Annotated in this window: 34 protein-coding genes; 26 read left to right on the top strand and 8 right to left on the bottom strand. The window is 29.3% G+C overall.

The annotated features are described in order from the left end of the window. The 23 genes from rplB to AC5SLZ_RS03375 are packed head-to-tail and all read left to right on the top strand — an operon-like array spanning position 1 to position 11,932. A complete protein-coding gene (gene rplB / locus AC5SLZ_RS03485) occupies positions 1–843 on the top strand; it encodes a 50S ribosomal protein L2 (RefSeq protein ID WP_028036893.1) in 843 nt (280 codons plus the stop codon). After that, complete coding sequence (rpsS, locus tag AC5SLZ_RS03480) at positions 843–1,139, top strand: 30S ribosomal protein S19 (protein ID WP_023648430.1); 297 nt, start codon at positions 843–845, stop codon at positions 1,137–1,139. The genes rplB and rpsS overlap by 1 nt, the downstream gene beginning before the upstream one ends. A 2-nt stretch (positions 1,140–1,141) precedes the next feature. Further along, positions 1,142–1,540: a 50S ribosomal protein L22 gene (rplV, locus tag AC5SLZ_RS03475; protein ID WP_028036894.1), complete on the top strand. Its 399-nt coding sequence runs from the start codon at positions 1,142–1,144 to the stop codon at positions 1,538–1,540. Next, the gene (rpsC, locus tag AC5SLZ_RS03470; RefSeq protein ID WP_028036895.1) at positions 1,524–2,204 is read left to right on the top strand and encodes a 30S ribosomal protein S3; all 681 of its coding nucleotides are present in this window, start codon (positions 1,524–1,526) and stop codon (positions 2,202–2,204) included. The genes rplV and rpsC overlap by 17 nt, the downstream gene beginning before the upstream one ends. Continuing rightward, positions 2,204–2,614, top strand: coding sequence for a 50S ribosomal protein L16 (gene rplP, locus AC5SLZ_RS03465; protein WP_023648433.1), 411 nt, complete (start codon positions 2,204–2,206; stop codon positions 2,612–2,614). The genes rpsC and rplP overlap by 1 nt, the downstream gene beginning before the upstream one ends. 1 nt (position 2,615) lies before the next feature. Further along, on the top strand, positions 2,616–2,807 hold the full coding sequence (gene rpmC / locus AC5SLZ_RS03460; protein ID WP_028036896.1) for a 50S ribosomal protein L29: 192 nt from the start codon (positions 2,616–2,618) through the stop codon (positions 2,805–2,807). Then, positions 2,800–3,036, top strand: coding sequence for a 30S ribosomal protein S17 (rpsQ, locus tag AC5SLZ_RS03455; protein WP_023648435.1), 237 nt, complete (start codon positions 2,800–2,802; stop codon positions 3,034–3,036). The genes rpmC and rpsQ overlap by 8 nt, the downstream gene beginning before the upstream one ends. Then, positions 3,036–3,404 carry a 50S ribosomal protein L14 gene (gene rplN, locus AC5SLZ_RS03450; RefSeq protein WP_008544079.1) on the top strand — a complete coding sequence of 123 codons (369 nt, stop codon included), beginning with the start codon at positions 3,036–3,038 and terminating at the stop codon, positions 3,402–3,404. The genes rpsQ and rplN overlap by 1 nt, the downstream gene beginning before the upstream one ends. A gap of 1 nt (position 3,405) precedes the next feature. After that, positions 3,406–3,651: a 50S ribosomal protein L24 gene (rplX, locus tag AC5SLZ_RS03445; RefSeq protein ID WP_028036897.1), complete on the top strand. Its 246-nt coding sequence runs from the start codon at positions 3,406–3,408 to the stop codon at positions 3,649–3,651. Beyond that, complete coding sequence (gene rplE / locus AC5SLZ_RS03440) at positions 3,651–4,205, top strand: 50S ribosomal protein L5 (protein WP_028036898.1); 555 nt, start codon at positions 3,651–3,653, stop codon at positions 4,203–4,205. Before rplX ends, rplE begins: the two co-directional genes overlap by 1 nt. 2 nt (positions 4,206–4,207) lie before the next feature. After that, entirely contained in the window at positions 4,208–4,513 is a 306-nt protein-coding gene (gene rpsN / locus AC5SLZ_RS03435) for a 30S ribosomal protein S14 (protein WP_023648438.1), read from the top strand. An 11-nt stretch (positions 4,514–4,524) separates the two neighbouring features. Continuing rightward, positions 4,525–4,920, top strand: a complete 396-nt coding sequence (rpsH, locus tag AC5SLZ_RS03430) for a 30S ribosomal protein S8 (protein WP_028036899.1) — start codon at positions 4,525–4,527, stop codon at positions 4,918–4,920. Further along, complete coding sequence (gene rplF, locus AC5SLZ_RS03425) at positions 4,920–5,459, top strand: 50S ribosomal protein L6 (protein ID WP_028036900.1); 540 nt, start codon at positions 4,920–4,922, stop codon at positions 5,457–5,459. Before rpsH ends, rplF begins: the two co-directional genes overlap by 1 nt. After that, positions 5,459–5,815, top strand: a complete 357-nt coding sequence (gene rplR, locus AC5SLZ_RS03420) for a 50S ribosomal protein L18 (protein WP_028036901.1) — start codon at positions 5,459–5,461, stop codon at positions 5,813–5,815. Before rplF ends, rplR begins: the two co-directional genes overlap by 1 nt. Before the next feature lie 2 nt (positions 5,816–5,817). Then, positions 5,818–6,333: a 30S ribosomal protein S5 gene (rpsE, locus tag AC5SLZ_RS03415; RefSeq protein WP_028036902.1), complete on the top strand. Its 516-nt coding sequence runs from the start codon at positions 5,818–5,820 to the stop codon at positions 6,331–6,333. Beyond that, complete coding sequence (rplO, locus tag AC5SLZ_RS03410; RefSeq protein ID WP_028036903.1) at positions 6,333–6,785, top strand: 50S ribosomal protein L15; 453 nt, start codon at positions 6,333–6,335, stop codon at positions 6,783–6,785. Before rpsE ends, rplO begins: the two co-directional genes overlap by 1 nt. A 9-nt stretch (positions 6,786–6,794) precedes the next feature. Then, positions 6,795–8,075 (top strand): preprotein translocase subunit SecY, encoded by a 1,281-nt coding sequence (secY, locus tag AC5SLZ_RS03405; RefSeq protein WP_494614945.1) that lies wholly within the window; start codon positions 6,795–6,797, stop codon positions 8,073–8,075. Positions 8,076–8,077: 2 nt separating this feature from the next. Next, entirely contained in the window at positions 8,078–8,641 is a 564-nt protein-coding gene (locus AC5SLZ_RS03400) for an adenylate kinase (protein WP_494614944.1), read from the top strand. A 56-nt stretch (positions 8,642–8,697) separates the two neighbouring features. Beyond that, entirely contained in the window at positions 8,698–9,081 is a 384-nt protein-coding gene (gene rpsM, locus AC5SLZ_RS03395) for a 30S ribosomal protein S13 (RefSeq protein ID WP_028036906.1), read from the top strand. Between the two features lie 2 nt (positions 9,082–9,083). Next, positions 9,084–9,533, top strand: coding sequence for a 30S ribosomal protein S11 (gene rpsK, locus AC5SLZ_RS03390; protein ID WP_080658537.1), 450 nt, complete (start codon positions 9,084–9,086; stop codon positions 9,531–9,533). Beyond that, positions 9,533–10,561, top strand: coding sequence for a DNA-directed RNA polymerase subunit alpha (locus tag AC5SLZ_RS03385; protein ID WP_028036908.1), 1,029 nt, complete (start codon positions 9,533–9,535; stop codon positions 10,559–10,561). Before rpsK ends, AC5SLZ_RS03385 begins: the two co-directional genes overlap by 1 nt. Beyond that, complete coding sequence (gene rplQ / locus AC5SLZ_RS03380; protein ID WP_028036909.1) at positions 10,561–11,004, top strand: 50S ribosomal protein L17; 444 nt, start codon at positions 10,561–10,563, stop codon at positions 11,002–11,004. Before AC5SLZ_RS03385 ends, rplQ begins: the two co-directional genes overlap by 1 nt. Positions 11,005–11,014: 10 nt before the next feature. Then, positions 11,015–11,932 (top strand): RluA family pseudouridine synthase, encoded by a 918-nt coding sequence (locus AC5SLZ_RS03375; protein WP_494616212.1) that lies wholly within the window; start codon positions 11,015–11,017, stop codon positions 11,930–11,932. Here AC5SLZ_RS03375 and lipB read toward each other — a convergent pair. Next, a complete protein-coding gene (gene lipB, locus AC5SLZ_RS03370; RefSeq protein WP_494616210.1) occupies positions 11,910–12,527 on the bottom strand; it encodes a lipoyl(octanoyl) transferase LipB in 618 nt (205 codons plus the stop codon). The genes AC5SLZ_RS03375 and lipB overlap by 23 nt on opposite strands. 60 nt (positions 12,528–12,587) lie before the next feature. On the opposite strand from lipB, the gene mgtE reads away from it, so the two are divergent. Continuing rightward, on the top strand, positions 12,588–13,961 hold the full coding sequence (mgtE, locus tag AC5SLZ_RS03365; RefSeq protein ID WP_297681950.1) for a magnesium transporter: 1,374 nt from the start codon (positions 12,588–12,590) through the stop codon (positions 13,959–13,961). Between the two features lie 2 nt (positions 13,962–13,963). Here mgtE and AC5SLZ_RS03360 read toward each other — a convergent pair whose 3' ends face one another. Continuing rightward, positions 13,964–14,809, bottom strand: a complete 846-nt coding sequence (locus tag AC5SLZ_RS03360; protein ID WP_494616208.1) for a pantoate--beta-alanine ligase — start codon at positions 14,807–14,809, stop codon at positions 13,964–13,966. 4 nt (positions 14,810–14,813) lie between these two features. Here AC5SLZ_RS03360 and AC5SLZ_RS03355 point away from each other — a divergent pair, with 4 nt between their 5' ends. Next, positions 14,814–15,629 carry a sugar phosphate nucleotidyltransferase gene (locus tag AC5SLZ_RS03355; RefSeq protein ID WP_494616207.1) on the top strand — a complete coding sequence of 272 codons (816 nt, stop codon included), beginning with the start codon at positions 14,814–14,816 and terminating at the stop codon, positions 15,627–15,629. Then, positions 15,626–16,924 carry a UDP-glucose dehydrogenase family protein gene (locus AC5SLZ_RS03350; protein WP_494616205.1) on the top strand — a complete coding sequence of 433 codons (1,299 nt, stop codon included), beginning with the start codon at positions 15,626–15,628 and terminating at the stop codon, positions 16,922–16,924. The genes AC5SLZ_RS03355 and AC5SLZ_RS03350 overlap by 4 nt, the downstream gene beginning before the upstream one ends. Before the next feature lie 3 nt (positions 16,925–16,927). Here AC5SLZ_RS03350 and AC5SLZ_RS03345 read toward each other — a convergent pair whose 3' ends face one another. Genes AC5SLZ_RS03345 through ruvX form a run of 6 tightly spaced genes read right to left on the bottom strand, consistent with a single transcriptional unit; the run spans position 16,928 to position 23,390 of the window. Next, positions 16,928–17,389, bottom strand: coding sequence for a RidA family protein (locus AC5SLZ_RS03345; RefSeq protein WP_494616204.1), 462 nt, complete (start codon positions 17,387–17,389; stop codon positions 16,928–16,930). 52 nt (positions 17,390–17,441) lie between these two features. After that, a complete protein-coding gene (gene topA / locus AC5SLZ_RS03340) occupies positions 17,442–20,045 on the bottom strand; it encodes a type I DNA topoisomerase (protein WP_494616202.1) in 2,604 nt (867 codons plus the stop codon). Positions 20,046–20,082: 37 nt separating this feature from the next. After that, positions 20,083–20,661: a glycerol-3-phosphate 1-O-acyltransferase PlsY gene (gene plsY / locus AC5SLZ_RS03335; protein WP_494616200.1), complete on the bottom strand. Its 579-nt coding sequence runs from the start codon at positions 20,659–20,661 to the stop codon at positions 20,083–20,085. Between the two features lie 2 nt (positions 20,662–20,663). Further along, positions 20,664–21,950 carry a dihydroorotase gene (pyrC, locus tag AC5SLZ_RS03330; RefSeq protein ID WP_494616199.1) on the bottom strand — a complete coding sequence of 429 codons (1,287 nt, stop codon included), beginning with the start codon at positions 21,948–21,950 and terminating at the stop codon, positions 20,664–20,666. Continuing rightward, complete coding sequence (locus AC5SLZ_RS03325) at positions 21,951–22,892, bottom strand: aspartate carbamoyltransferase catalytic subunit (protein WP_028036920.1); 942 nt, start codon at positions 22,890–22,892, stop codon at positions 21,951–21,953. A gap of 42 nt (positions 22,893–22,934) precedes the next feature. Further along, positions 22,935–23,390, bottom strand: a complete 456-nt coding sequence (gene ruvX, locus AC5SLZ_RS03320; RefSeq protein WP_028036921.1) for a Holliday junction resolvase RuvX — start codon at positions 23,388–23,390, stop codon at positions 22,935–22,937. Positions 23,391–23,431: the final 41 nt, after the last annotated feature.

The raw sequence follows: 23,431 nt of genomic DNA, 5'->3' as shown, positions 1-23,431 counted from the left end.
ATGGCACTTAAAACTTTCAAACCTTATACAAAATCTACTAGAGGAACTATCTTAGTTGATAGAACTGGTCTATGGAAAGGTAAACCTTTCAAGGCACTTGTATCTCCGAAGAATGCAATGAAAGGAAGAAATAACAATGGACATATAACTAATATTAATAGATCTGGTGGACATAAAAAGATGTACAGACATGTTGATTTTTATCGTAAAAAATTTGACATGGAAGCTACTGTTGAAAGAATTGAATATGATCCTAATAGATCATGTTACATCATGCTAGTAAAATTTGATGATGGTTCTCATGCTTACTATTTAGCACCACAAAAAATAAAAGCTGGTGATAAAATTGAAAATGGATCTAAAAAAGAGATTAAAGTAGGAAATTGCATGCCACTTCAGGATATTCCGGTCGGTATAAATATTCATAACGTTGAAATTCAACCAGGCGCCGGAGGTAAAATTGCTAGATCTGCAGGTTCTTCAGTGACTATTAGTGGATTAGACGGAAATTACAGTTTAATCAAACTGGCATCAGGCGAAGTAAGAAAAATAGATTCAAGATCGTTAGCTACTATTGGGACATTAACAAACCCAGATCAAAAAAATATTAAAATTGGAAAAGCAGGAAGATCAAGATGGCTTGGAAGAAAACCACATACAAGAGGAGTTGTGAAAAATCCTGTAGATCACCCACATGGCGGAGGTGAAGGTAAATCAGCTGGAGGAAGACATCCAGTTTCACCAACAGGTCAATCTGCAAAAGGTTTAAAAACAAGAGACAATAAGAGAACAGATAAATTTATTGTTAAAAGAAGAAACAAAAGGAAGGATACTAAAAAATAATGGCTAGATCAGTATGGAAAGGACCTTTTGTTGAAGAAAGCTTAATGAAAAAAGTTGATAAATACAAAGAAGATCCTAAAAAAATTCCTATTAAAACATGGTCAAGAAAATCAACAATATTACCTGACTTTGTTGGTGTTAGTTTTCAGATTTATAATGGTAAAAAATTTATACCAATTACTATTTCTGAAGACATGGTTGGACATAAATTGGGTGAATTTTCACCTACAAGAACCTTTTATGGTCATACACCTGCAGATAAAAAAGCTAAACCTGCAACAGCAGCTAAAAAATAAATATGAATAAGACAAAGAAAAAAAATAGAAAAAAAGTAGATACAGTCAAATCTGTTAACAATAGTATAAGAACTAGTGTTAGAAAACTTAATCCTATTTTAAAAAGTATTGTTGGCAAAAAGGTTGATGTAGCAATTAGAGACTTACAATTCTCAGCTAAAAGAATAAGTAAAGATATAAGAAAAACAATAAGTTCTGCAGTTGCAAATGCTGAAAATAACTTTCAATATGATATTGATAATTTAGTTGTTAAAGAAGCTTATTGTGGAAAAAAAATTGTAATGAAAAGATTTAGACCAAGAGCGAAAGGTAGAGCTGCACCAATTTTAAAACCTTGGTCAACAGTAACTATAATTTTATCAGAAGTTAAACAAATGGAGAGTCATGGGACAAAAAGTTAATCCTGTAGGTTTTAGACTAGGTATCAATAGAGGCTGGGACTCTGTTTGGTATGCTAAGAAAAAAGATTTTGGAAATTATTTAATTGAGGATTTTAAAATACGAGATTATATCAAAAAAAATGTAGTCAATTCTGGTGTATCAAAAGTGATGATAGAGAGAACATCTAATAAATGCTATGTAACTATCTACACTTCTAGACCAGGATTTGTTATTGGAAAAAAAGGAAGTGATATTGATAAAATTAAGAATAATTTATCAAAGTTTACAACTAATGAAGTTGCTTTAAATATAAAAGAAGTAAAAAAGCCAGAAACCAATGCATATTTAGTTGCAGAAAATATTGCCCAACAGTTAGTAAAAAGAATTTCATACAGAAGAGCCATGAAGAGATCTATGCAATCATGTATTAGATTAGGTGCAAGGGGAATTAAAGTTTCTATTAGTGGAAGACTCGGTGGAAACGAAATAGCAAGAACTGAATGGTTAAGAGAAGGAAGTATACCATCTCATACTTTAAGAGCAGACATTGACTATGCTGAAGCTGAAGCCTTAACTACATATGGAATTATTGGTATCAAAGTTTGGATCTATAAAGGCGAAGTATTTGCAAGAGAATTTAGTCAAGAAACTAACAAAGTAATAGCGAAAGACGGTAAAGAATAATGCTTCAACCAGTCAGAACTAGATGGAGAAAGGCTCACAAGGGAAGAATCCATGGAACTGCCACAAGAGCAAGTTCTATTAATTATGGTGCCTTTGCTTTAAAAGCTTTACAACCAGAAAGAATTACTGGTAAACAAATTGAAGCTGCTCGAGTAGCATTAACTAGACATATGAAAAGACAAGGAAGAGTATGGACCAGAGTGTTTCCAAACATACCTGTCTCAAAAAAACCTATTGAAGTTAGAATGGGTAAAGGTAAAGGAAATCCAGAATTTTTCGCTTGTAGAGTTAAACCAGGAAGAATCTTATTTGAAGTTGATGGTGTGTCAGAACAAATAGCTAAAGAAGCTCTTTATAAAGCATCAGCTAAATTACCAATTAAAACTAAAACTATTAAGAGGTTTGCTTAATATGAAAAAACAAGAAATCAAAAAATTATCTAAAGACGAAATGATTAAAAATATTGATAAATTAAAAAAAGACCTTTTTAATTTTAGATTTCAAAAAATGAATTCACAAGTAACAAACCCTGCAAAAATTGGTGAAACAAGAAAAACAATTGCAAGATTAAAAACTATATTAAAAGGAAAAATTAATGCCTAAAAAAATATTAACTGGAGTTGTTATAAGTGACAAACCAAATAAAACTATAACTGTTATGGTTGAAAGAAAATATTCTCACCCTGTGCTAAAAAAAGTAATTAAAGTAAGAAAAAATTACAATGCTCATGATGAAAATAATACATTTAAAACAGGTGATAAGGTTTCAATAATAGAAAGTAAGCCGTTTTCAAAAAATAAAAAATTCCAAGTAATGGAGAATACAAAATAATGATTGGTGTACAAACAGAGTTGCAGGTAGCAGACAATACAGGCGCTAAACGAATAGAATGTATAAAAGTGCTTGGTGGGTCTAAAAGAAGATATGCTAGCATAGGTGACACTATTGTGATTGCTGTAAAGGAGGCAATACCTAAAGGTAAAGTAAAAAAAGGTACAGTCCATAAAGCAGTCGTGGTAAGAGTTAAAAAAGGAATCCATAGAAATGACGGTTCAAAAGTTAAATTTGATAATAATGCTGCTGTTTTAGTTGATGATAAAGGTGAACCAGTCGGAACAAGAATTTTTGGACCTGTAACTAGGGAATTAAGAAGTAGAGGGCAAATGAAAATAATTTCATTAGCACCAGAGGTTTTATAATATGATTAAAAAAGGTTTAAAAGTTAGAGTTTTAACAGGTAAAGATAAAAAAAAAGAAGGTGAAGTCATTGAAATTGATAGACCTAATAATAGAGCGAAAGTTAAAGAAATTAATATGGTTAAAAAACACGTAAAAACGACCAAAGAGAAAAAGGGTGGAATCGTATCAAAAGAAAGTTTTATTCATATATCAAACCTTAAGCTAATTGATGAAAAAGCTGTAAAAAAAACTGAGGCTAAAAAATAATGACACCAAGATTAAAAGAAATTTACAGTAAAGAAATTAAGCCAGCTTTAAAAGATAGTTTAGGTTTAAAAAACATTTTTATGGCACCTAAGATTGAAAAAATTGTTTTAAATATGGGTCTAGGACTTGATGGAGCTGATGCAAAAATTCTTAAAGCTGCAGAAGAAGATATGGGAAAGATTACTGGACAAAAACCTGTAATTACTAAATTTAAAAAATCAGTTGCAAATTTTAAAACCAGAAAAGGTTCAAATGCTGGATTAAAAGTAACACTTAGAAAAAATAAAATGTATGAATTTATTGATAGATTAGTAAATATAGCTTTACCTAGAATTAAGGATTTTAGAGGACTATCCCCAAAAGGATTTGATAAATTTGGTAATTATACATTTGGTGTAAAAGAGCACATTATTTTTCCTGAGGTTAGTTTTGATAGAGCAGATAAGGTACGTGGTCTTGATATAGTCGTTGTAATTAAAGCGATAAATAAAGATCATGCATTTGCTTTATTGGAAAAAATGAATTTCCCATTTATTAAAAAAGGAGACAATTAGATATGGCTAAAGTAAGCGCTGTAAACAAAAACGATAAAAGAATTAAACTTTCTGACAGACTTTATAAAAAAAGACAAAGTTTAAAAAAGATAATTATGGATAAAAAATTACCTTTAGAAGAAAGATTTAAAGCTCAGCAAAAATTATCTCAAATGCCAAGAAATTCAGCAAAAACAAGAGTGATGAATAGATGTAAAATTACTGGAAGACCTCATGGGGTTTATAGAAAATTAAAAATATCAAGAATAGCTTTAAGGGACTTAGGTTTGGCTGGATTAATTCCAGGAATGACTAAGTCAAGCTGGTAGAAAGGAATATTATGAGTTTAAGTGATCCAATTGGAGATATGATAGCAAGGGTAAAAAATGCTCAAGCAAGAAATCATAAAAAAGTAGCTTTACCTTCATCAAATTTTAAAACAAAAATTGCTGATATTCTTAAGAATGAAGGATTTATTAAAGACTTTAAAATTGCTGCTGAAGATAATAAGCCAACATTATCTTTAGAGTTAAAGTATCATTCAGGAAATCCCGTTATAAGTGCCTTTGAACGTGTGTCAAAACCTGGAAGAAGAATTTTTTCTAGCGCTGAAAGTTTACCTAAAGTAAACAATGGGCTTGGAATAGCTATTATCTCAACACCCAAAGGTGTGATGACTGATATAGATGCAAGAAAACAACGTGTTGGTGGCGAAATAATTTGTAAGGTATTTTAATGTCTAAAATTGGTAAAATAAGTATTTCAATACCTGAAAAAGTTAAAGTAGTTTTAGCTGGAAACATTATAAATATTGAGGGACCTTTAGGAAAAAAATCTATAGGTATTGATTTAGAGATGTTCAATTTAGATATTAAAGAGGGAAAAGAAATATCTATTAAACCTAAAAAGATAGATCAGAATTCAAAAAGACTTTGGGGAATGAATAGAAGTTTGATTAATAATGCAGTAATTGGCTCGAGCACTGGTTATGAAAAAACGCTAGAGTTAGTTGGGGTTGGTTATAGAGCTGCCTTAAAAGGAAAACAGCTAAATCTTCAACTTGGTTACAGTCATGACATTAATTACGATATTCCTGAAGGTGTTAAAATTGAAGTCGAAAAACAAACAACTTTAAAGATCTCAGGATCAGATAAGCAACAAGTTGGGTCAGTTGCTTCTAAAATTAAAACTTATAGAAAGATTGAACCTTATAAAGGCAAAGGAATACGTGAAAAAGGACAATATGTTCTTAAAAAAGAAGGAAAGAAAAAATAATGAAACTAAATACAAACATTAGAAAAAGATTTAGAGTTAGCAATAAAGTTAAAAAAGTTGCATCTAAAGATAGATTCAGACTATGTATTTCTAGATCATCAAAAAATATTTCTGCACAAATAATTGATGATATTAAAAAAGTTACATTATTATCCGCTTCATCAGTTGAAAAAGATATCAAATCAGGAGATAAAGTTAATAAAACTGAGCTTTCTAAAATAGTCGCAATGAAGCTTGCAAAAAAAGCTCAAGAGAAAAAAATTACAAAGATCTACTTTGACAGAGGTATTTACAGATATCATGGTAGAGTTAAAGTATTTGCTGAAACCCTACGTGAAAATGGAATGGAATTTTAATCATGGATAATTTTAAAGATAAAAAAGCTGACGATATTTTAGAAAAACTGGTTCATATTAACCGTATTACTAAAGTAGTAAAAGGTGGTCGTAGGTTTGGTTTTTCAGCATTAGTAGTAGTTGGTAACCAAGCAGGTAAAATCGGTATTGCTCATGCGAAAGCAAAACAAGTTCCTGATGCAATTAAAAAAGCCAATGAAGTCGCTAGAAGGAAATTAATTCATATACCTTTAAGAGAGGGTAGAACAATTCATCACGATGTTAAAGCAAAAGATGGTTCAGGAAGAATTATATTGAGAGCTGCATCGAAAGGAACTGGTATTATTGCAGGTGGTCCTGTTAGAGCCGTATGTGAAGTTTTAGGAGTTAAAGATATTGTAGCAAAATCAATGGGAACCTCTAATGCTCATAATGTTATCAGAGCTACTATGAAAGCTTTATTGAAACAAAATTCACCAAAACAAATTTCAGCAATTAGAAATAAAAAGATTTCTGAAATAGTTGAGAAAAGAGGATAATGATAACTTTAAACACTAAAGATAAAATCAATAAATCTAAAATGCGTGTTGGCAGAGGCATTGGTTCTGGTAAAGGTAAAACTTCTGGAAGAGGTGTTAAGGGTCAAAAATCTAGATCTGGTGTTGCAATTAAAGCATTTGAAGGTGGTCAAATGCCATTATACAGAAGATTGCCTAAAAGAGGTTTTAATCCTATCTCAAGAACAAATATAGCAATAATGAATCTTGAAAAAATTCAATCTTTTATCAACGAAAAAACCATTAATCCAAGCGATACTATAAACATGGAATTACTTAAAAAACTTAAACTGATTAATAAAAATTCTCAAAAGCTTAAAATACTTGGAACTGGAGAGATTAAAGATAAAGTTAATATAGAGGCAGATTTAGCATCTAAATCAGCAATAGAGAAACTAGAGAAAATTAGTGGATCTATTCAATTGAAAAAATAATAAATTTCAATGAGTGCGTCGTCATCATCAAACGATTTAAGAAATAGAATTCTATTTACCATCTTCATTCTAGCTGTTTATAGATTTGGAACTTTTGTACCATTACCTGGTATAGATCCTGAGCAACTGAAGATAATGATGGACGGTAACCAAAAAGGTTTACTCGGAATGTTTAATGTTTTTGCTGGTGGTGCTGTCAGTAGAATGGCTATATTTGCACTAGGAATAATGCCTTATATTTCATCTGCAATTATCGTTCAGTTAATGACAGGGGTTTCTGAATATTTTAAAAATTTAAAAGCACAGGGTGAAACTGGAAGAGCTAAAATTACTCAAATTACAAGATATGGAGCTGTATTATTAGCAACAGTTCAAGGATATGGTTTATCTGTTGGTTTAGAGTCTTCAGCAGACCTTGTAATAAATCCTGGTGCTTTTTTTAAGATAACAACAGTTACAACTATAGTTGCTGGTACAATGTTTTTAATGTGGCTTGGTGAACAAATCACTCAAAGAGGAATTGGTAATGGTATTTCTTTGATAATATTTGCAGGAATAGTTGCTGAAATTCCAAGAGCATTAGTTACAACTTTTGAACTTGGTAGAACAGGAGCTGTTTCAACTTTCATGATTTTAGCTATCTTTGTTTTACTAGTTGGTACCATTTTATTTGTTGTTTTTATGGAAAGAGCATTAAGAAAAATTTTAATTAATTATCCTAAAAGACAAATGGGTAACAAAATGTATGGCGGTGAGTCTTCACATCTACCACTTAAAATTAACCAAGCTGGTGTAATACCTGCAATTTTTGCTTCAGCTTTACTTTTATTACCTGTAACTTTTTCAAATTTTTCTTTTTCAAGTAATGATACTTTTTTAAATTTAAGCTCTTATTTTACTCAAGGTCAGCCCCTTTATATGTTGCTGTATGCATCTGGAATAATATTTTTTACCTTTTTCTATACATCCATAACTTTTAATCCTACTGAAACTGCAGATAACTTGAGAAAATATGGTGGTTTTGTTCCTGGAATAAGACCTGGTGAAAGTACAGCTTTATATATTCAAAATATATCGACTAAATTAACAACTATTGGTGCATTATATTTAACTCTAGTTTGTTTAATGCCAGAATTTTTAATTGCAAACTATCCTATACCTTTTTATTTAGGTGGTGCTTCAATTTTGATTGTTGTGGTTGTTGCTATTGATACTGTAACACAAATTCAAACAAGATTAATGAGTTCTCAGTATGAACAATTAATCAAGAAAACAAAATTTGGTAAATAAAAGTGAATATTATTTTATTTGGGCCTCCAGGCGCAGGTAAAGGCACTCAGTCAAAGTATCTAGTTAGTAAATTAAAAAATTTTCAAGTTTCTACAGGTGATATCTTAAGAGAAGAGATTAAAAATAATTCTGAAATAGGTCAACAAATAACTAAGAATATGAATGAAGGTAAATTTGTCAGTGATGAAATTGTTAACTCGTTGATTGAAAAACTTATGCTTGACCCTCAAAAAAGAGACAAATTAATATTTGATGGATACCCTAGATCATTAAGTCAGGCACAATATTTGGATTTATTATTAGATAAATCAAATCAAAAAATAGACCATATTTTCTTCCTAAATGTAAACAAAGATACAGTTATAGAAAGAGTTGAAAAAAGAAAAACATTAGAGAATAGATCTGACGATAATACGGATACTATTCTTAAAAGATATGACACTTACATGGAAACCACTAGACCTGTGTTAGATTTTTACTCAAAAAATCCAAATTTTCATGAGATTAACGGGACAAAAGAAATTGATCAAATAACAAAGGAAATTGAGGCTTTTATCAATGTTTAAGACATTGACTTTAGGGAATCTTATTATATAAAAGGCACAAAATTATCACAAAAACTATGGCTCGTATCGCAGGTATCAACATTCCACAAAATAAACTTGTTCATATAGGTTTAACTTATATTTATGGAATTGGAGATAAGTTTTCTAATCAAATTTGCACTTCTCTTGAAATTCCTAGAGCAAAAAGAATTAATGAATTAACTGATGATGAAATATTAAAAATCAGAGAATATATTGATGCTAATTTTAAAGTTGAGGGCGATCTAAGAAGAGATTACTCACTTACAATTAAAAGATTAATAGATCTTGCTTGCTACAGAGGAACAAGACATAGAAAAAAATTACCTGTAAGAGGTCAAAGAACAAGGTGTAATGCAAGAACAAGAAAAGGTAAAGCAATCGCTATTGCAGGAAAAAAATTAACTCCAACTAAAAAATAATTATGGCTAAAGCTGATAAAGTTGAAAACAAAGATCAGAAGGTAGAAAAATCTTCCAAGAAGAGCAATAAGAGTTCATACTCTAAAAAGAAAAAAATTAAAAAAAATATTTTAAATGGTATTGCTTACGTACAATCTACTTTTAATAACACAATAATTTCAATTGCAGATACTAATGGAAATGTAATTTCTTGGGCATCTGCTGGGCAAAAAGGTTTTAAAGGTTCAAGAAAATCTACTCCTTATGCCGCACAAATTGCTGCTGATGCTGCTGCCTCTAAGGCATTAGAATATGGAATGAAAACTTTATCTGTTGAAGTTAAGGGTCCTGGTTCTGGACGTGAAACAGCTTTAAGAGCATTGCAAGCAAGAGGCTTTAAAATTTTATCAATTAAAGATACAACACCCATGCCTCATAATGGAACTAGACCACCAAAGAAAAGGAGAGTTTAATGGAAGTCGAAAATGTAAATGTTAAAAATTGGAAATCATTAATCAAACCATCTAAATTAGATGTTCAAATTAGTGATGATTTAACTCATGCGAAAATTATAGCTGAGCCTTTAGAAAAAGGCTACGGACTAACATTAGGTAATTCCCTAAGAAGAATTTTACTATCATCAATAAGAGGTGCAGCTGTAACTTCTATACAAATTGATGGTGTTTTACATGAGTTTACATCTATTAAGGGTGTAAGAGAAGACGTTACGGATATAGTTTTAAATGTAAAATCTTTAGCATTAAAAAGTAATTCAGAAGGAACAAAAAAACTAATATTAGATGCAAAAGGCCCAGGTGAAATTAAAGCTTCTGATATTGCTCAAGTTGCAGATGTAGAGATATTAAACCCTGAACTTGTAATATGTAATCTTGATGAAAATACAAATTTCCATATGGAAATGAATGTAAGTACGGGAAAAGGTTATGTTCCTGCCGACTTAAATAAACCTGAAGAGCCACCATTAGGCTTAATTGCTATAGACTCATTATATAGTCCAGTAAAAAAAGTATCTTATTCAATAAGTACCGCTAGAGAAGGTAAAGCATTAGATTATGATAAGCTTATAATGGAAGTTGAAACGAATGGCTCAATTTCTGCAGAAGATGCTGTAGCTTATTCAGCAAGGATATTTCAAGACCAACTAAAAATGTTCGTCAATTTTGATGAGCCAGTTGAAGCTCCTGTAAAAGAAGTATCTACTGAACCAGAGTTTAATAAGAATTTATTAAGAAAAGTTGATGAACTTGAGCTTTCAGTTAGATCAATGAATTGTCTTAAAAATGATAATATAATTTATATTGGTGATTTAGTTCAAAAATCTGAAGGAGAAATGCTTAGAACACCTAATTTTGGAAGAAAATCTTTGAACGAAATCAAAGAAGTTTTGACTGGAATGTCGTTATACTTAGGAATGGAAATTCCAAACTGGCCACCAGATAATATCGCTGAAATGTCTAAAAAATTAGAGGAAGCTATCTAATGAGACACGGAATGGCAAATAAGAAGTTAAATAGAACTTCTGAACATAGAAAGGCTCTTTTAAAGAATATGTTAAATTCTTTAATTAAATATGAGCAAATCAAAACTACCTTGCCAAAAGCTAAATTTTTAAAACCTCAAGCTGACAAAATTATTACTTTAGGTAAAAAAGAAACATTACAAACTACAAAAATGTTAGTTTCTCAACTTCAAGATATAAAATCTGCAAATAAAGTAAAAAAAACTCTTTCAAAAAGATATGAAAAAAGAAACGGTGGATATACTAGAATTATAAAAGCAGGGTTCAGATATGGCGATAATGCACCAATGGCTATTATTGAATTTGTAGACAGAGATGTTGAAGCTAAGAGAATTGATAAGCCCAAAAAAGATATTAGTAAAGAAACCCCAAAAGCTGAAGAAAAGAAACAAGCAACAGCATAATTTTTAAATCATGAAAAAGTCATTCACCGTTGATTCAACGTGTAATGATATGCGTATAGATCGTTGGACAAGGCTTAAAATTGGCAAGATACCTCAAGGTTTAATCGAAAAATACCTGAGATCAGGCAAAATAAAGATTAATAAAAAAAAGATTAAAAGTTCATCAAAAGTTAAGACTAATGATGTTGTAGATTTTTTTAATTTAGATTTTAAAGAAACTATAATTCAAAAAAAAATTAAATTTGAACCATCTCGTGAAATTATTAAATCTAATGAAGATCAAATTATAGATAATAATGAAAATTTTATAGTATTAAATAAAAGCTCAGGAATTTCTGTACAAGGTGGAACAAAATCAAAAAAGAATCTAGTAGATATTTTTGCTAAAAGTGAAATTTTTCAAGGAACCAAACCATATTCAGTTCATAGACTAGATAAAGATACTTCTGGAGTATTTATAATGGCTAAGACTAGAGAGGCAGCACAATTATTAACCTCTTTATTCAGGTTGCGTAAAGTTCACAAAACATACTTGGCTATTTGTCATGGGGAATTAAATAAAGACTCTGGAGAGTGGAATGATGATCTTATTCGATATGATGGAGATAAAAAAATCACTGAAAAAGCAAAAACAATTTATAAAGTTTTAGATAAAAATTCTGAGGCAAGTCTAGTTGAACTTAAACCTATTACTGGACGAAAACATCAACTACGAAAACAATTATATGCTTTAGGACAACCCATATTTGGTGATATTAAATATAAATTGACTAACTCTCCTAAAGGGATAAACAAAAATTTGATGCTTCATTCATACCAAATTAAATTTATTATTGATGATGTTAAGCATACCTATACAGCATTGTTACCAGATTATTTTAGAAAATTACTAAAGACAAAAAGACTTAGGTTTTTAGATTCGAAATAAATTTTTCTATTAATAAATTATTTAAGTTTGAATAGTCATTATCAGAAATATTAACTAAATTGGTAACACCTTTATCCTTTATACCACACGGTATAATCTTTTTATATTGAGTTAGATTATTATTAATATTAATTGCAAATCCATGGTATGCAATCCACTTTTTCACTCTTACTCCAATTGCTGCAACCTTATTTATTTTTTGATTTTTTTTATACCAAATTCCAATATTATCTTTGTCTGAAAAAGTATCTATCTTATAACTCTTTAGAGTTTCAATAATTGTATTTTCAATACAGGTAATAAATTTTCTAATATCTTTTTTTTCTCTTAAATCTATAACAAAATAACAGATTAATTGACCAGGACCGTGACAAGTAATTTTACCTCCACGATTAGTTTTTATTAGTTTTATAGAATTATCTAAAATTTCATTTTCTTTATAGCTTGTACCTGCTGTAAATATCTCATTATGTTCTAATGTCCAAATAAGCTCCTTATCTTTCTTGCTGTATAAATCTTCCAATCTCTTCTCTAATAAGTTTATTGCATCAAAATAATTTATTGGTTTTACTGACTTTTTGATCTCTATATTCATTTATAAATTGTATTATCTTAATTATCTATTAATAGTCCAATCTAAATTATAGGTAGATTTATGTCTTTAGTTAAAAAAATAAAAGATAAAAAAGTAAATTTTGAATTTAATAAAGAATACATAAAAGTTGTTACATCTAAAATTGCTAACAATGATGCTCTTTTCATTACTAATTCTTTTAATGAAATGCATCCCGCTGATGCTGCAGATATAATCGAACACTTAAATCAATCTGATAGAGAAAGTCTAATAAAACTTAATAATTTTAAGATTGACCCTGAGGTTTTCATAGAGCTTAACGAGTCTGTTCAGACAGAGATTATTACTTATCTTTCATCAGAATCTATAGTTTCAATATTAGTTAATCTTGAGTCAGATGATGCAATATCAATTTTAGAAAATGTTCCTGAAGATGAGAAAAATAACATTCTTAGCTCATTACCACCTAAAGACCGTTTTGCTTTATTAGAAAGCTTAAGTTATCCAGAAGATACAGCGGCAAGAATAATGCAACGTGAATTTACTGCAATTCCTAGTAATTGGTCTGTAGGTCAAACAATTGATTACTTAAGAGAAAATAAAGACCTTCCAGAAGAATTTTTAGAAATATTTATTACTAATGAAGAGTTTAAACCAATTGGTACAGTTCCATCGTCTCGTGTACTAACAACTTCTAGAGATACAAAAATGCTTTCAATTATGTCTGAGTCTCAATTACTAATACCAGTAGATATGGATAAAGAAGAGGTTGGAAATTTATTTGAGAACTACAACCTAAATTCAGCTGCTGTTGTAGATAAGAACAACAAATTGGTTGGCATGATTATGAGTGATGATGTTTTAACTGTTTTAAAAGAAGAAGCTGAAGAGGATGCATTGAGGTTGGCAGGGGTAGGGGATGAAGAAATTACCGATGGTGTCATAACTAAAACTAAAAGAAGATTTAATTGGCTTCTGTTAAATTTATTTACAGCCTTTTTAGCTACTTGGTGTATTAGCTTGTTTGGTGCTACCATCGAGCAAATGGTAGTATTAGCTTTTTTGATGCCTATTGTAGCATCAATGGGAGGAAATGCTGGAATGCAAACATTGGCTGTAACTGTTAGAACAATAGCGACAAATGATTTGACAGAAAATAATTTTTCATCAAATGTTTTAAAAGAATTTTTTATAGGAATTTTAAATGGAATTATTTTTGCAGCTATTAGTGCATTTATTGTTCAAATTTGGTTCCAAGACAATACTTTGTCAATAATAATTTCAATTTCGATGGTTTTAACTATGATCATAGCAGGACTCTTTGGTATTTTAGTTCCAGTCACTTTAAAAAAAATAAATATTGATCCTGCTATTGCTTCCAGTGTATTTGTAACAACAATTACAGATGTAATAGGTTTTGTATCATTCTTAGGTGTGGGCGCCTATTTTTTATAAGCTTAAAAATTATCAATTAATCTAATACCCTTATAATAATAACTTAGAAATATTTTTGATTTTTGGTATTTGTTTGAAATTTTTAGATTTTTTGTATTTCTATTCTCTAAATATTCAATTTTAATTTTAAATAATCTTTCAAAATCTTTTTTTGATTTTTGTAAAAATCTATTAATATTATTAATATTTTTGATTTTATTTTTCAAATTAAGAAATAATTTAGAAATTTTTTCAACATCATTTAATTCTTGTTTTTTAAGTAAGAAATTTCTTGATGATAATGCTAGTTTATTTTTATTTCTGATTGTTTTGCATCCTATTACCTTTGTATTAAATTTTTGTTCAATAAAATTTCTTACCAAAAAAAATTGTTGAAAATCCTTTTTGCCCATAAATATTTTTTTAGGTTTAATTAATATTGTTAATCTACTCATAACATCTAAAACACCTTCAAAATGGCCTTTTCTATATTTGGCGCAAAGTATTTTGTCTTTTTTTTCAAGCCTTATATGTGATTGTTTTTTATCTTCGTAAATATCACTAAATTTGGGAATATATAAAAAATCTAATTTTTTTATCTTTGTTAAAATAGATAAATCATTTTTAATATTAGATGGGTAGGATTTGAAATCTTTAATATCATTAAATTGTTTTGGATTTACAAATATACTCACTATTGTTTTTTTATTTAACTGAATTGATTTTTTTATAAGAGATATGTGACCCTCATGTATACCACCCATTGTAGGTACAAAACCAATATCATTAAAAGGTTTCAATGTTTTACGTAAAATATTGTTATTTAATATAATTTTCATTTGTATTAAAATATTTAATAAGTAAAACATTTAAATGATTAAACAAGCTATTATTCCTTTGGCTGGGTTAGGTACACGACTGCTACCTTTAACGAGTGTTTTTGCAAAAGAACTTTTACCTATTAATGGAAAACCTGGATTAGAATATATAATAAATGAATGCATAGATGCAGGCATTAAGGAAATAATTTTCATTATATCAAAAAGAAAAATGATGATTAAAAAATATTTTTATAATGATAAATTTTATAAAAATTTGATTATTAAGAAAAATGATCCACGCATTATTGAGGAGTATAAAAAAATCTTAAGATTTAGAAAAATGATTAAATTTGTTTATCAGAATAAACCAAAAGGAACTGGAGATGCTGTTCTTAAAACTAAAAAATATATTAAAGATGAATACTTTTTAATGTTATTACCAGACGATCTTATAATAAAAAAAAACTGCTCCAAGTCTATGATTGCTTCACATAAAAAGAACAAAGCCTCAGTGATGGCAAGTATGACTGTTAACAAAAAAAATGTTTCAAGATGGGGAATCTATAAACTTGATAAAAAATTAAATAAGACAGATTATCTAATTAATAGTGTAGTTGAAAAACCAAATATTAAAGATGCTCCTTCCAATAAAGCTGTAATTGGTAGATATATATTACCTAAAAATATTTTTTCAAAACTAAAAAATTTGAAACCTAGTAAAAGTGGTGAAATCCATATTACTGATGCTATTCAATTATTAATTAATGACAATAAAAAATTCATAGCACATAATTTTACCGGAAAATATTTAGATTGTGGAAGCATGGATGGATATATTAATTCTTCTAAGGAGATTGCAAAATTATGAAACTTTGCATGATTGGTACAGGTTATGTCGGCCTTGTAAGTGGTGTATGTTTTTCAGATCTTGGAAATGATGTCATTTGTGTCGATAGAGATAAAAATAAAATAGATAATCTTAAGCAAGGTATAATTCCAATCTATGAGCCAGGATTAGCAGAATTGGCTATTAAAAATTATAAAAATAAAAGATTAAAATTTTCAACTGATTTAAATGACTCAGTAAAAAAATCAGATATTGTTTTTATATGTGTTGGAACACCTGTAAAAAAGAATGGGACTGGTGCAGATCTTAGCCAAATATATTCAGTAGTAAATTCAATATCGAAAACTTTTAATAAGTTCAAAATAATTATAACGAAATCAACAGTTCCAGTTGCAACTGGAGACGAAATTGAAAAGATATTATCAAAAAAGGTAAATAAAAAAAAATTTTCAGTAGTATCTAATCCTGAATTTCTACGAGAAGGGGAAGCTATAAGAGATTTTATTTATCCTGATAGAATTGTAATTGGAGCTAATGACAAAAAATCTGCTAAAATGTTACGAAATCTTTACTTGCCATTAATATCCAAAGGAGCAAAATTTATATCTACCAACCGAAGAGCTGCTGAACTTATTAAATATGCTGCTAATGCTTTTTTAGCAACAAAGATTACATTTATTAATGAAATTGCAAATTTATGTGAAAAGACGAACATTGATGTTGAGGATATTTCAATAGGTATTGGTTTAGATAAAAGAATAGGAAGTCGTTTTTTAAGAGCAGGTCCAGCATATGGCGGATCTTGTTTCCCAAAAGACACTAAGGCTATTGTTACAACTGCAGATAAATTTAAAACAAATTTATCAGTAATTAAAAGTGTTATTAAATCAAACTCTTTAAGATCAGAATTACTTTTAAAAAAGATTAGCCAAATACTCAATAACAAAGTTAGAAACAAAAAGATTTGTTTTTTAGGGGTTACATTTAAGGCAAATACTGATGACATGAGAGACTCATCTAGTCTAGAGATGATACCATTCTTTTCAAAAAAAGGAGCTAAAATAAAATATTATGATCCAAGTGGATTTAAAAAAGAATTTAAAAATATTAAGAATGTAAATTTTGTAAATTCCGTTAGTGATGCTGTTGAGGGATCTGACCTTGTAGTTTTACACACAGAATGGAATGATTTTAAATCAATTAATTTTAAAAAACTACATCCATCCAAAAATCTAAAAATTTATGATATGAGAAATATTTTTTCTCCACTAAAGATTAAATCACAAGGATTTAAATATTTTGGTATTGGAAGATAAAATTTAATTTAGCTCAAAAATAGCATCAACTTCAACAGATACTCCTAGTGGAAGACTATTTGTGCTTACTGCTGCTCTTGTATGCATTCCTGCATCACCAAAAATTGAAGCTATTAAATCAGAAGCACCATTAATTACTTTTGGTTGCTCAGTATAATCCTCTGTTGAATTAACAAATCCAGTTAGTTTAACGCAAGATTTAATTTTAGAAAGATCTTCATCACAAGCTTTTTTTACCTGTGCAACAATACTTAGCCCACATCTTTCTGCTGCTTTGTAAGCTTCTTCTGTAGTCAAGTCTTTACCAACCTTACCTTTGATTAGCTCACCTTTTGAGTTAATTGATATTTGGCCAGAAACATAAAGAAGGTTTCCTACAATTTTTGTTGCCACATAAGAACCAACAGGAGCTTTAGCTTCAGGTAATTCTATTTTTAATTCTTTAATTTTATTTTCAAAGTTCATTAACTATTCTCTCTTTTTATTTTGTTTATATTTTTAAATTTTTTGTACTTTTTTAATTCTTTTTTGTTTTCTTTTTTGTTTTCTTTTTTTTACCTTTCTTATTTTTATCGTATTCTTTTCTTTTCTCAATAAGGATTAATGCTTCTTCCATTGTTAATTCAGTTGGATCTTTTTCTTCTGGAATTGTAGCGTTTAAAGACTTATATTTAATATACGGACCATACTGACCTTTCATTACTCTAACAGGTTTTTTATCCTCAGGATGCTCTCCAAGTTCTTTAATTATTGAAGAAGACATTCTTCCTGGTTTTGCCTCAGCGATAAGGGTAATTGCCCTGTTAAGACCAATTGAAAATATTTCTTCTATGTTTTCAATTCTTGCAGATTTGTTTTCACATTTTAGATATGGACCAAATCTTCCAGTATTTAGAGTAATTTCTTTTTGGTTTTCAGGATTTAATCCTAAAGATTTAGGTAATGAACATAAAAATTGAGCTTTTTCTAAATCAATATTTTCTAATTCTAAACCTTTAGGTATAGATACATTTTTTAAAAGTTCATTGACATCAGGTTTAAGTTTTTTTGTTTTCTTTTTTTTCTTTGTAACTTTTTCTATTGAATTTTCCTCTGGCATTTTCTCATATTGAAGATAGGGGCCAAATCTTCCATTCTTTAAATAAATATCATTTCCATTTTCGTGTTTACCAATGAACTTAGGTTCAGATAATTGAGCTTGTGCTGCTGCTTTTGCTTTAGATAAAGGTCTAGTAAATTTACATTCTGGATAATTAGAACATCCAATAAACGCTCCACCTCTAAAACTATTTTTTAAACTTAATGAACCTGTTTCACATAATTGACATTTTCTAACAACTTTTCCATCCTTATCTTTGTCAAAAATCAAAGTACCTAAGCTTTCATTCAACAGATCTAAAACTTCTCTGGTTCTTTTTTCTTTTACTTCTAAAACATTATTATTAAAATCTTTCCAAAACATTTCTAAAACTTTTATCCAGCTTTCTTTTCCGGTTGTTATTTCATCTAGTTGATCCTCTAATCCTGCGGTAAAATTGTAATCTACATATTTGGAAAATAATTTTTCTAAAAAGGCAGATATTAGTTTTCCACGATCAGTGGGAAAAAATCTTTTATTAAGTATTTCTGCGTATCCTCGGTTTGCGATAGTAGATATAATACTCGCATAAGTGGATGGTCTACCAATTCCAAGTTCTTCTAATTTTTTTACTAGACTTGCTTCTGAGTATCTTGGTGGAGGTTGAGTAAAATGCTGTTCATCTATAAGTGACTCAATATTAATTGGGCCTTTTTCCATTTCAGGTAAGATTGCTTCATCTTCATCTTTACTAGGACTAGGGTATACTTTTAAATACCCATCAAATTTCAATACTGAACCACTAGATTTACATATTGTTAGGTTGTCTTCAGAAGTTATTGTTATTGTATTTCGATCAAATTTTGCAGTCTCCATTTGAGATGATAAAGCTCTACCCCAAATTAAATTATAGAGTTTTTGCTGATCTGTACTCAAATATTTTTTAACTGTGTCTGGTGATCTACTTATATCAGTTGGTCTAATAGCTTCATGAGCCTCTTGAGCATTCTTTGCTTTTTTTCCTGAATAATTTAAGGATTTTTCAGGTAAATATTCTGCCCCATATTGACTTTTGATAAAATCTCTAAAATCTGAAATCGCATCAGCAGAAAGATTTGTCCCGTCAGTTCTCATATAGGTAATCAATCCTATAGTTTCCCCATCAATCTCGATGCCTTGATATAATTTTTGAGCAATTTGCATTGTTCTAGAAGCTCCAAAACCCAATCTACTCGAAGCTGCCTGTTGTAATGTTGATGTTGTAAATGGACCAGAAGGGTTTCTATTTACAATTTTTGATGAAATATCACTTATATTAAATTTTTTATCTTTAATGCTCTTTATTGCATCATTAATTTCAATTTTATTTTTAAAAGAAAATTTTTCTATTTTGTTTCCATTTAATTGAGAAATACTTGAAGTAATCAATTTATTTTTTTTATCTTGAAAATTAATACTTAATGTCCAAAATTCTTCTGGATCAAAAGACTCTATTTCATGCTCTCTCTCGGTTATAAGTTTTAAAGCTACAGATTGTACTCTACCAGCAGATTTTGATCCTGGTAATTTGGTCCAAAGAATAGGTGATATATTAAAACCAACTAAATAATCAAGAGCTCTTCTGGCCATATAAGCATCAACAAGTAATGGCTCAATTTGGCGTGGATTATCAATACCATAAGTTACTGCCTTTTTAGTAATTTCATTAAAAACAACTCTCTCAACTTCTTTATCTTTTAATAGTTTTTTTTCATTTAAATATTCTTTTACGTGCCACGCTATCGCTTCTCCTTCACGATCCGGGTCAGTTGCCAAAATAATTTTACTTGAGTCTTTTGCTGCATCAGTAATTTCTTTTAAATATTTTTTTGAAAAACTATCAACTTCCCATTCCATTTTAAAATTTTGATTTGGGTCAACTGAGCCATTTTTTGATGGTAAATCTCTAATATGTCCATAGCTAGCTAAAACAGTATAATTATCACCCAAGTATTTATTAATAGTTTTAGCTTTTGCAGGACTTTCAACTATGACTAGATTCATAATTTAACAAACTACCCAAAAGTCTTTGATAGTCAAATTAATAAATTTTAGTCTTGCTTTCTTCTTTATTTTTCAATCGTTTAATATTTTCTCTATGAGTGAAGAAGATCAAAATAAACATTATTCCAAAAAAAATAGCATTACTTAACTGGCCAGTAATTAGAATATAAATAGGCACTGACATAGATCCTATTATTGATGAAAGTGAAGAGTATCTGGATATTAAAAATATGATTCCCCAACTTGAAACAAAGATAAAACCTAGTAAAAAATTTACAGAAAATAAAATTCCAACGTATGTAGCTACCCCTTTGCCACCTTTAAATTTAAGCCATAGTGGAAAAACATGTCCTAAAAAAGCACATAAAGAAGCTATGTATATTAATTCAGGAAAATTAACTTTTACGTAAATAACTGGAATTATAGCTTTAGTTATATCTAATATCAAAGTTGTATAACCAATCAGCTTATTACCTGTTCTTAACGCATTTGTTGCACCTATGTTACCAGAACCTATTTCCCTAATATCTTTGTTTAAGAAGATTTTAGTTAAAATTAAACCAAATGGAATAGAACCCATTAGATATGAGGCAATACCAACAACTAAATAATCCATTTTTATATTTTAAATAACTCTCTACCTTTTACAAAGGTATTAGTGACCTTTCCCTGAAGTTTTTTGTCTTCAATGGAAGTATTTTTAGATTTTGAAATTAAATTTTCTTTTTTTACAATCCATGGTTTATTTAGATCAACAATACAAAAATCTGCATCATTACCTATTGAAAGATTTCCTTTATCAATTCTTAAAATTTTTGCTGGATTAGTTGTAAGTGCTTGAATAATGGTTTCAAGTTTTACTGACCCGTTATGATATAATTCTAGGGATAAAGATAGTAATGTTTCTATACCTGAAGCTCCCGTAGCAGCTTGTGAAAAAGTCAATCGTTTAGACTCTTCATCTTCAGGTTTATGATCTGAAACTATTACATCAATAGTTTTATCTTTAAGTCCTTGTACTAGTGCTTCTCTATCTTCTTCTTTTCTTAGAGGAGGAGACAATTTTAAAAATGTTTTAAAATCACCAATATCATTTTCATTAAGAGATAAATTATTTATAGAGACACCACAGGTAAATTTTATATCACTTTTTCTTTCCTTAATTACTTCGACTGATTTTGCTGCAGAGAGTTGCGATATATGGTATCGACACTTATTTTTCTCAAGAAGAGCTAAGTCTCTTTCAATGATAATTCTTTCAGCAATATCAGGTATTCCTGATAAACCTAGTTTAGTAGCAATTATACCTGAGTTAATCATTCCATTTTTAGAGAGATGATAGTCTTCAGCATGTTGCATAATTAAACAATCTAAGTCTTTAGCTGAATTCATTATTCTGGACATTAAACTAGTATTTTGAATAGTTTTAATTCCATCTGTAAATGCAATTATTCCTTTTTTTGCTAACAAGCCAAATTCGGTCATGTTAGTTCCCTCAATATTTTGTGTTAAAGAAGCACAAGGAAATATATTTATCTTAGATTTATCTCTTCCTCTTCTTTTTAAGAAATCTACAATTGAAACGTTGTCTATTATTGGATCAGTGTTAGGCATTGTAACTACAGAGGTTACTCCACCTGATAATGCTGCGTTACTTAATGTTCTAAAATTTTCTTTATATTCATAGCCTGGCTCACCTACAAAAACTCTCATATCAACTAGTCCAGGAAAGATATATTTGCCTTTCAAATCTAATGGTTTTTCCCTTGTGGGTAAATTATTAGAATTTACTTTTTTACCTATAGCTTCAATTTTTCCATCTTCTGATATTATTAAACCTCCATTCTCATTTAATGAGTTAAAAGGATCAATAATATTTGCATTTATAAAATATTGTTTTTTCATTTATTCACAAAATATTTTTAAACAAGCCATTCTTACCGCTACACCAAGTTCTACTTGTTCTTTTATTACACTTTTATTAATATCATCAGCCAGTCTTGTATCGATTTCTATTCCTCTATTCATAGGACCAGGATGCATAATAATTGCATCTGATTTTGCATGATCAAGTTTGTCTGGAGTTAAACCATAATACTCATAGTACTCTCTATTTGAGGAAAGAAATGAACTAGTCATTCTTTCGTTTTGAAGTCTTAACATCATTACTATATCACAATCTTTAAGCCCTTTTTTCATGTTAGTAAAAGTATTGACTCCAAATTTTTCAATTTCTTTTGGCATTAAATTTGTTGGTGCAATAATATTTACTTCAGCGCCTAGCATAGTTAATAAATAAATATTTGATCTTGCAACTCTTGAATGGAGAATGTCACCGCAAATTGCAATTTTTAATCCTTGAATTTTATTTTTTCGGTTAATTATTGTTAAGGCATCTAGTAAAGCTTGAGTAGGGTGTTCTCTTCGACCATCACCAGCATTTAGTACAGCACAATTAACTTTTTGAGATAATAAGTTACAAGCTCCTGAGTCTTGGTGTCTAATGACAATTATATCAGGGTGCATAGCATTTAACGTCATTGCTGTATCAATTAAAGTTTCACCTTTTTTAATTGCAGAGTTTCCCATATTCATTGACATGACATCTGCTCCTAAACGTTTACCTGCTAATTCAAAGGAACTTTGTGTTCTAGTAGAAGGTTCAAAAAATAAGTTAATTTGTGTTTTTCCATTTAGAATATTTAAACGTTTATTTTTACTTTGATTAAGCTTAATGAATGACTGTGACTCATCTAAAATCAAATTCACATCATTGATTGATAAATCTTGAATACCTAACAAATGTTTTTGGGAAATTTTAATAGCTTTATGTGTTTTAGATGCCATTAAAATTAACTCTATAACTATAAAGTAATGTCATGGCAAGTATTAATTGTTTAAAAAATCTATTGCTCCCTGAAGTATAAAAGCTGCAGCATTTTGATCTATATTTTTTTCTCTTTTGCTCACATTAACATCAAGTTGGCTAGATAGATTAAAAGCTCCGACGGTAGAAAGCCTCTCATCCCAAAGGCACACATCTATACCAATAGCCTTATCTATATTAGCTGAAACATCGTTAACAGATTGCGCAGATCTACCTGAAGAACCATCCATATTGAGAGGATTGCCAATTATAATTCCTTTAATATCATACTCATTAATTATCTCTTTTAATTGAATAATTAACTCATTTGTATTTGTTTTAGCAATTGTCTTAAAGGGGGTGGCTATAGATTGCCTCTCATCACATATTGATACACCAATTCTTTTAGAGCCAAGATCTAATCCAATTAATCTAGAGGGTTCAGCCTGTTTTTTTTTTAAATCTTCAATAGCGATCATATTGTATATTTTTAACTTAAGTGATAGTTTGCGACATATTT

This window comes from Candidatus Pelagibacter sp. PS_06, from assembly GCF_059418045.1.
The sequence above is the reverse complement of the archived record's forward strand: the minus strand, read 5'-3'. Positions and strand labels throughout refer to the sequence as shown.

Bases quoted from the DNA above. Each gene is read 5' to 3' on its own strand.
- rplB (WP_028036893.1), top strand. From the start codon at position 1: ATGGCACTTAAAACTTTCAAACCTTATACAAAATCTACTAGAGGAACT.
- rpsS (WP_023648430.1), top strand. From the start codon at position 843: ATGGCTAGATCAGTATGGAAAGGACCTTTTGTTGAAGAAAGCTTAATG.
- rplV (WP_028036894.1), top strand. From the start codon at position 1,142: ATGAATAAGACAAAGAAAAAAAATAGAAAAAAAGTAGATACAGTCAAA.
- rpsC (WP_028036895.1), top strand. From the start codon at position 1,524: ATGGGACAAAAAGTTAATCCTGTAGGTTTTAGACTAGGTATCAATAGA.
- rplP (WP_023648433.1), top strand. From the start codon at position 2,204: ATGCTTCAACCAGTCAGAACTAGATGGAGAAAGGCTCACAAGGGAAGA.
- rpmC (WP_028036896.1), top strand. From the start codon at position 2,616: ATGAAAAAACAAGAAATCAAAAAATTATCTAAAGACGAAATGATTAAA.
- rpsQ (WP_023648435.1), top strand. From the start codon at position 2,800: ATGCCTAAAAAAATATTAACTGGAGTTGTTATAAGTGACAAACCAAAT.
- rplN (WP_008544079.1), top strand. From the start codon at position 3,036: ATGATTGGTGTACAAACAGAGTTGCAGGTAGCAGACAATACAGGCGCT.
- rplX (WP_028036897.1), top strand. From the start codon at position 3,406: ATGATTAAAAAAGGTTTAAAAGTTAGAGTTTTAACAGGTAAAGATAAA.
- rplE (WP_028036898.1), top strand. From the start codon at position 3,651: ATGACACCAAGATTAAAAGAAATTTACAGTAAAGAAATTAAGCCAGCT.
- rpsN (WP_023648438.1), top strand. From the start codon at position 4,208: ATGGCTAAAGTAAGCGCTGTAAACAAAAACGATAAAAGAATTAAACTT.
- rpsH (WP_028036899.1), top strand. From the start codon at position 4,525: ATGAGTTTAAGTGATCCAATTGGAGATATGATAGCAAGGGTAAAAAAT.
- rplF (WP_028036900.1), top strand. From the start codon at position 4,920: ATGTCTAAAATTGGTAAAATAAGTATTTCAATACCTGAAAAAGTTAAA.
- rplR (WP_028036901.1), top strand. From the start codon at position 5,459: ATGAAACTAAATACAAACATTAGAAAAAGATTTAGAGTTAGCAATAAA.
- rpsE (WP_028036902.1), top strand. From the start codon at position 5,818: ATGGATAATTTTAAAGATAAAAAAGCTGACGATATTTTAGAAAAACTG.
- rplO (WP_028036903.1), top strand. From the start codon at position 6,333: ATGATAACTTTAAACACTAAAGATAAAATCAATAAATCTAAAATGCGT.
- secY (WP_494614945.1), top strand. From the start codon at position 6,795: ATGAGTGCGTCGTCATCATCAAACGATTTAAGAAATAGAATTCTATTT.
- rpsM (WP_028036906.1), top strand. From the start codon at position 8,698: ATGGCTCGTATCGCAGGTATCAACATTCCACAAAATAAACTTGTTCAT.
- rpsK (WP_080658537.1), top strand. From the start codon at position 9,084: ATGGCTAAAGCTGATAAAGTTGAAAACAAAGATCAGAAGGTAGAAAAA.
- AC5SLZ_RS03385 (WP_028036908.1), top strand. From the start codon at position 9,533: ATGGAAGTCGAAAATGTAAATGTTAAAAATTGGAAATCATTAATCAAA.
- rplQ (WP_028036909.1), top strand. From the start codon at position 10,561: ATGAGACACGGAATGGCAAATAAGAAGTTAAATAGAACTTCTGAACAT.
- AC5SLZ_RS03375 (WP_494616212.1), top strand. From the start codon at position 11,015: ATGAAAAAGTCATTCACCGTTGATTCAACGTGTAATGATATGCGTATA.
- lipB (WP_494616210.1), bottom strand. From the start codon at position 12,527: ATGAATATAGAGATCAAAAAGTCAGTAAAACCAATAAATTATTTTGAT.
- mgtE (WP_297681950.1), top strand. From the start codon at position 12,588: ATGTCTTTAGTTAAAAAAATAAAAGATAAAAAAGTAAATTTTGAATTT.
- AC5SLZ_RS03360 (WP_494616208.1), bottom strand. From the start codon at position 14,809: ATGTTTTACTTATTAAATATTTTAATACAAATGAAAATTATATTAAAT.
- AC5SLZ_RS03355 (WP_494616207.1), top strand. From the start codon at position 14,814: ATGATTAAACAAGCTATTATTCCTTTGGCTGGGTTAGGTACACGACTG.
- AC5SLZ_RS03350 (WP_494616205.1), top strand. From the start codon at position 15,626: ATGAAACTTTGCATGATTGGTACAGGTTATGTCGGCCTTGTAAGTGGT.
- AC5SLZ_RS03345 (WP_494616204.1), bottom strand. From the start codon at position 17,389: ATGAACTTTGAAAATAAAATTAAAGAATTAAAAATAGAATTACCTGAA.
- topA (WP_494616202.1), bottom strand. From the start codon at position 20,045: ATGAATCTAGTCATAGTTGAAAGTCCTGCAAAAGCTAAAACTATTAAT.
- plsY (WP_494616200.1), bottom strand. From the start codon at position 20,661: ATGGATTATTTAGTTGTTGGTATTGCCTCATATCTAATGGGTTCTATT.
- pyrC (WP_494616199.1), bottom strand. From the start codon at position 21,950: ATGAAAAAACAATATTTTATAAATGCAAATATTATTGATCCTTTTAAC.
- AC5SLZ_RS03325 (WP_028036920.1), bottom strand. From the start codon at position 22,892: ATGGCATCTAAAACACATAAAGCTATTAAAATTTCCCAAAAACATTTG.
- ruvX (WP_028036921.1), bottom strand. From the start codon at position 23,390: ATGATCGCTATTGAAGATTTAAAAAAAAAACAGGCTGAACCCTCTAGA.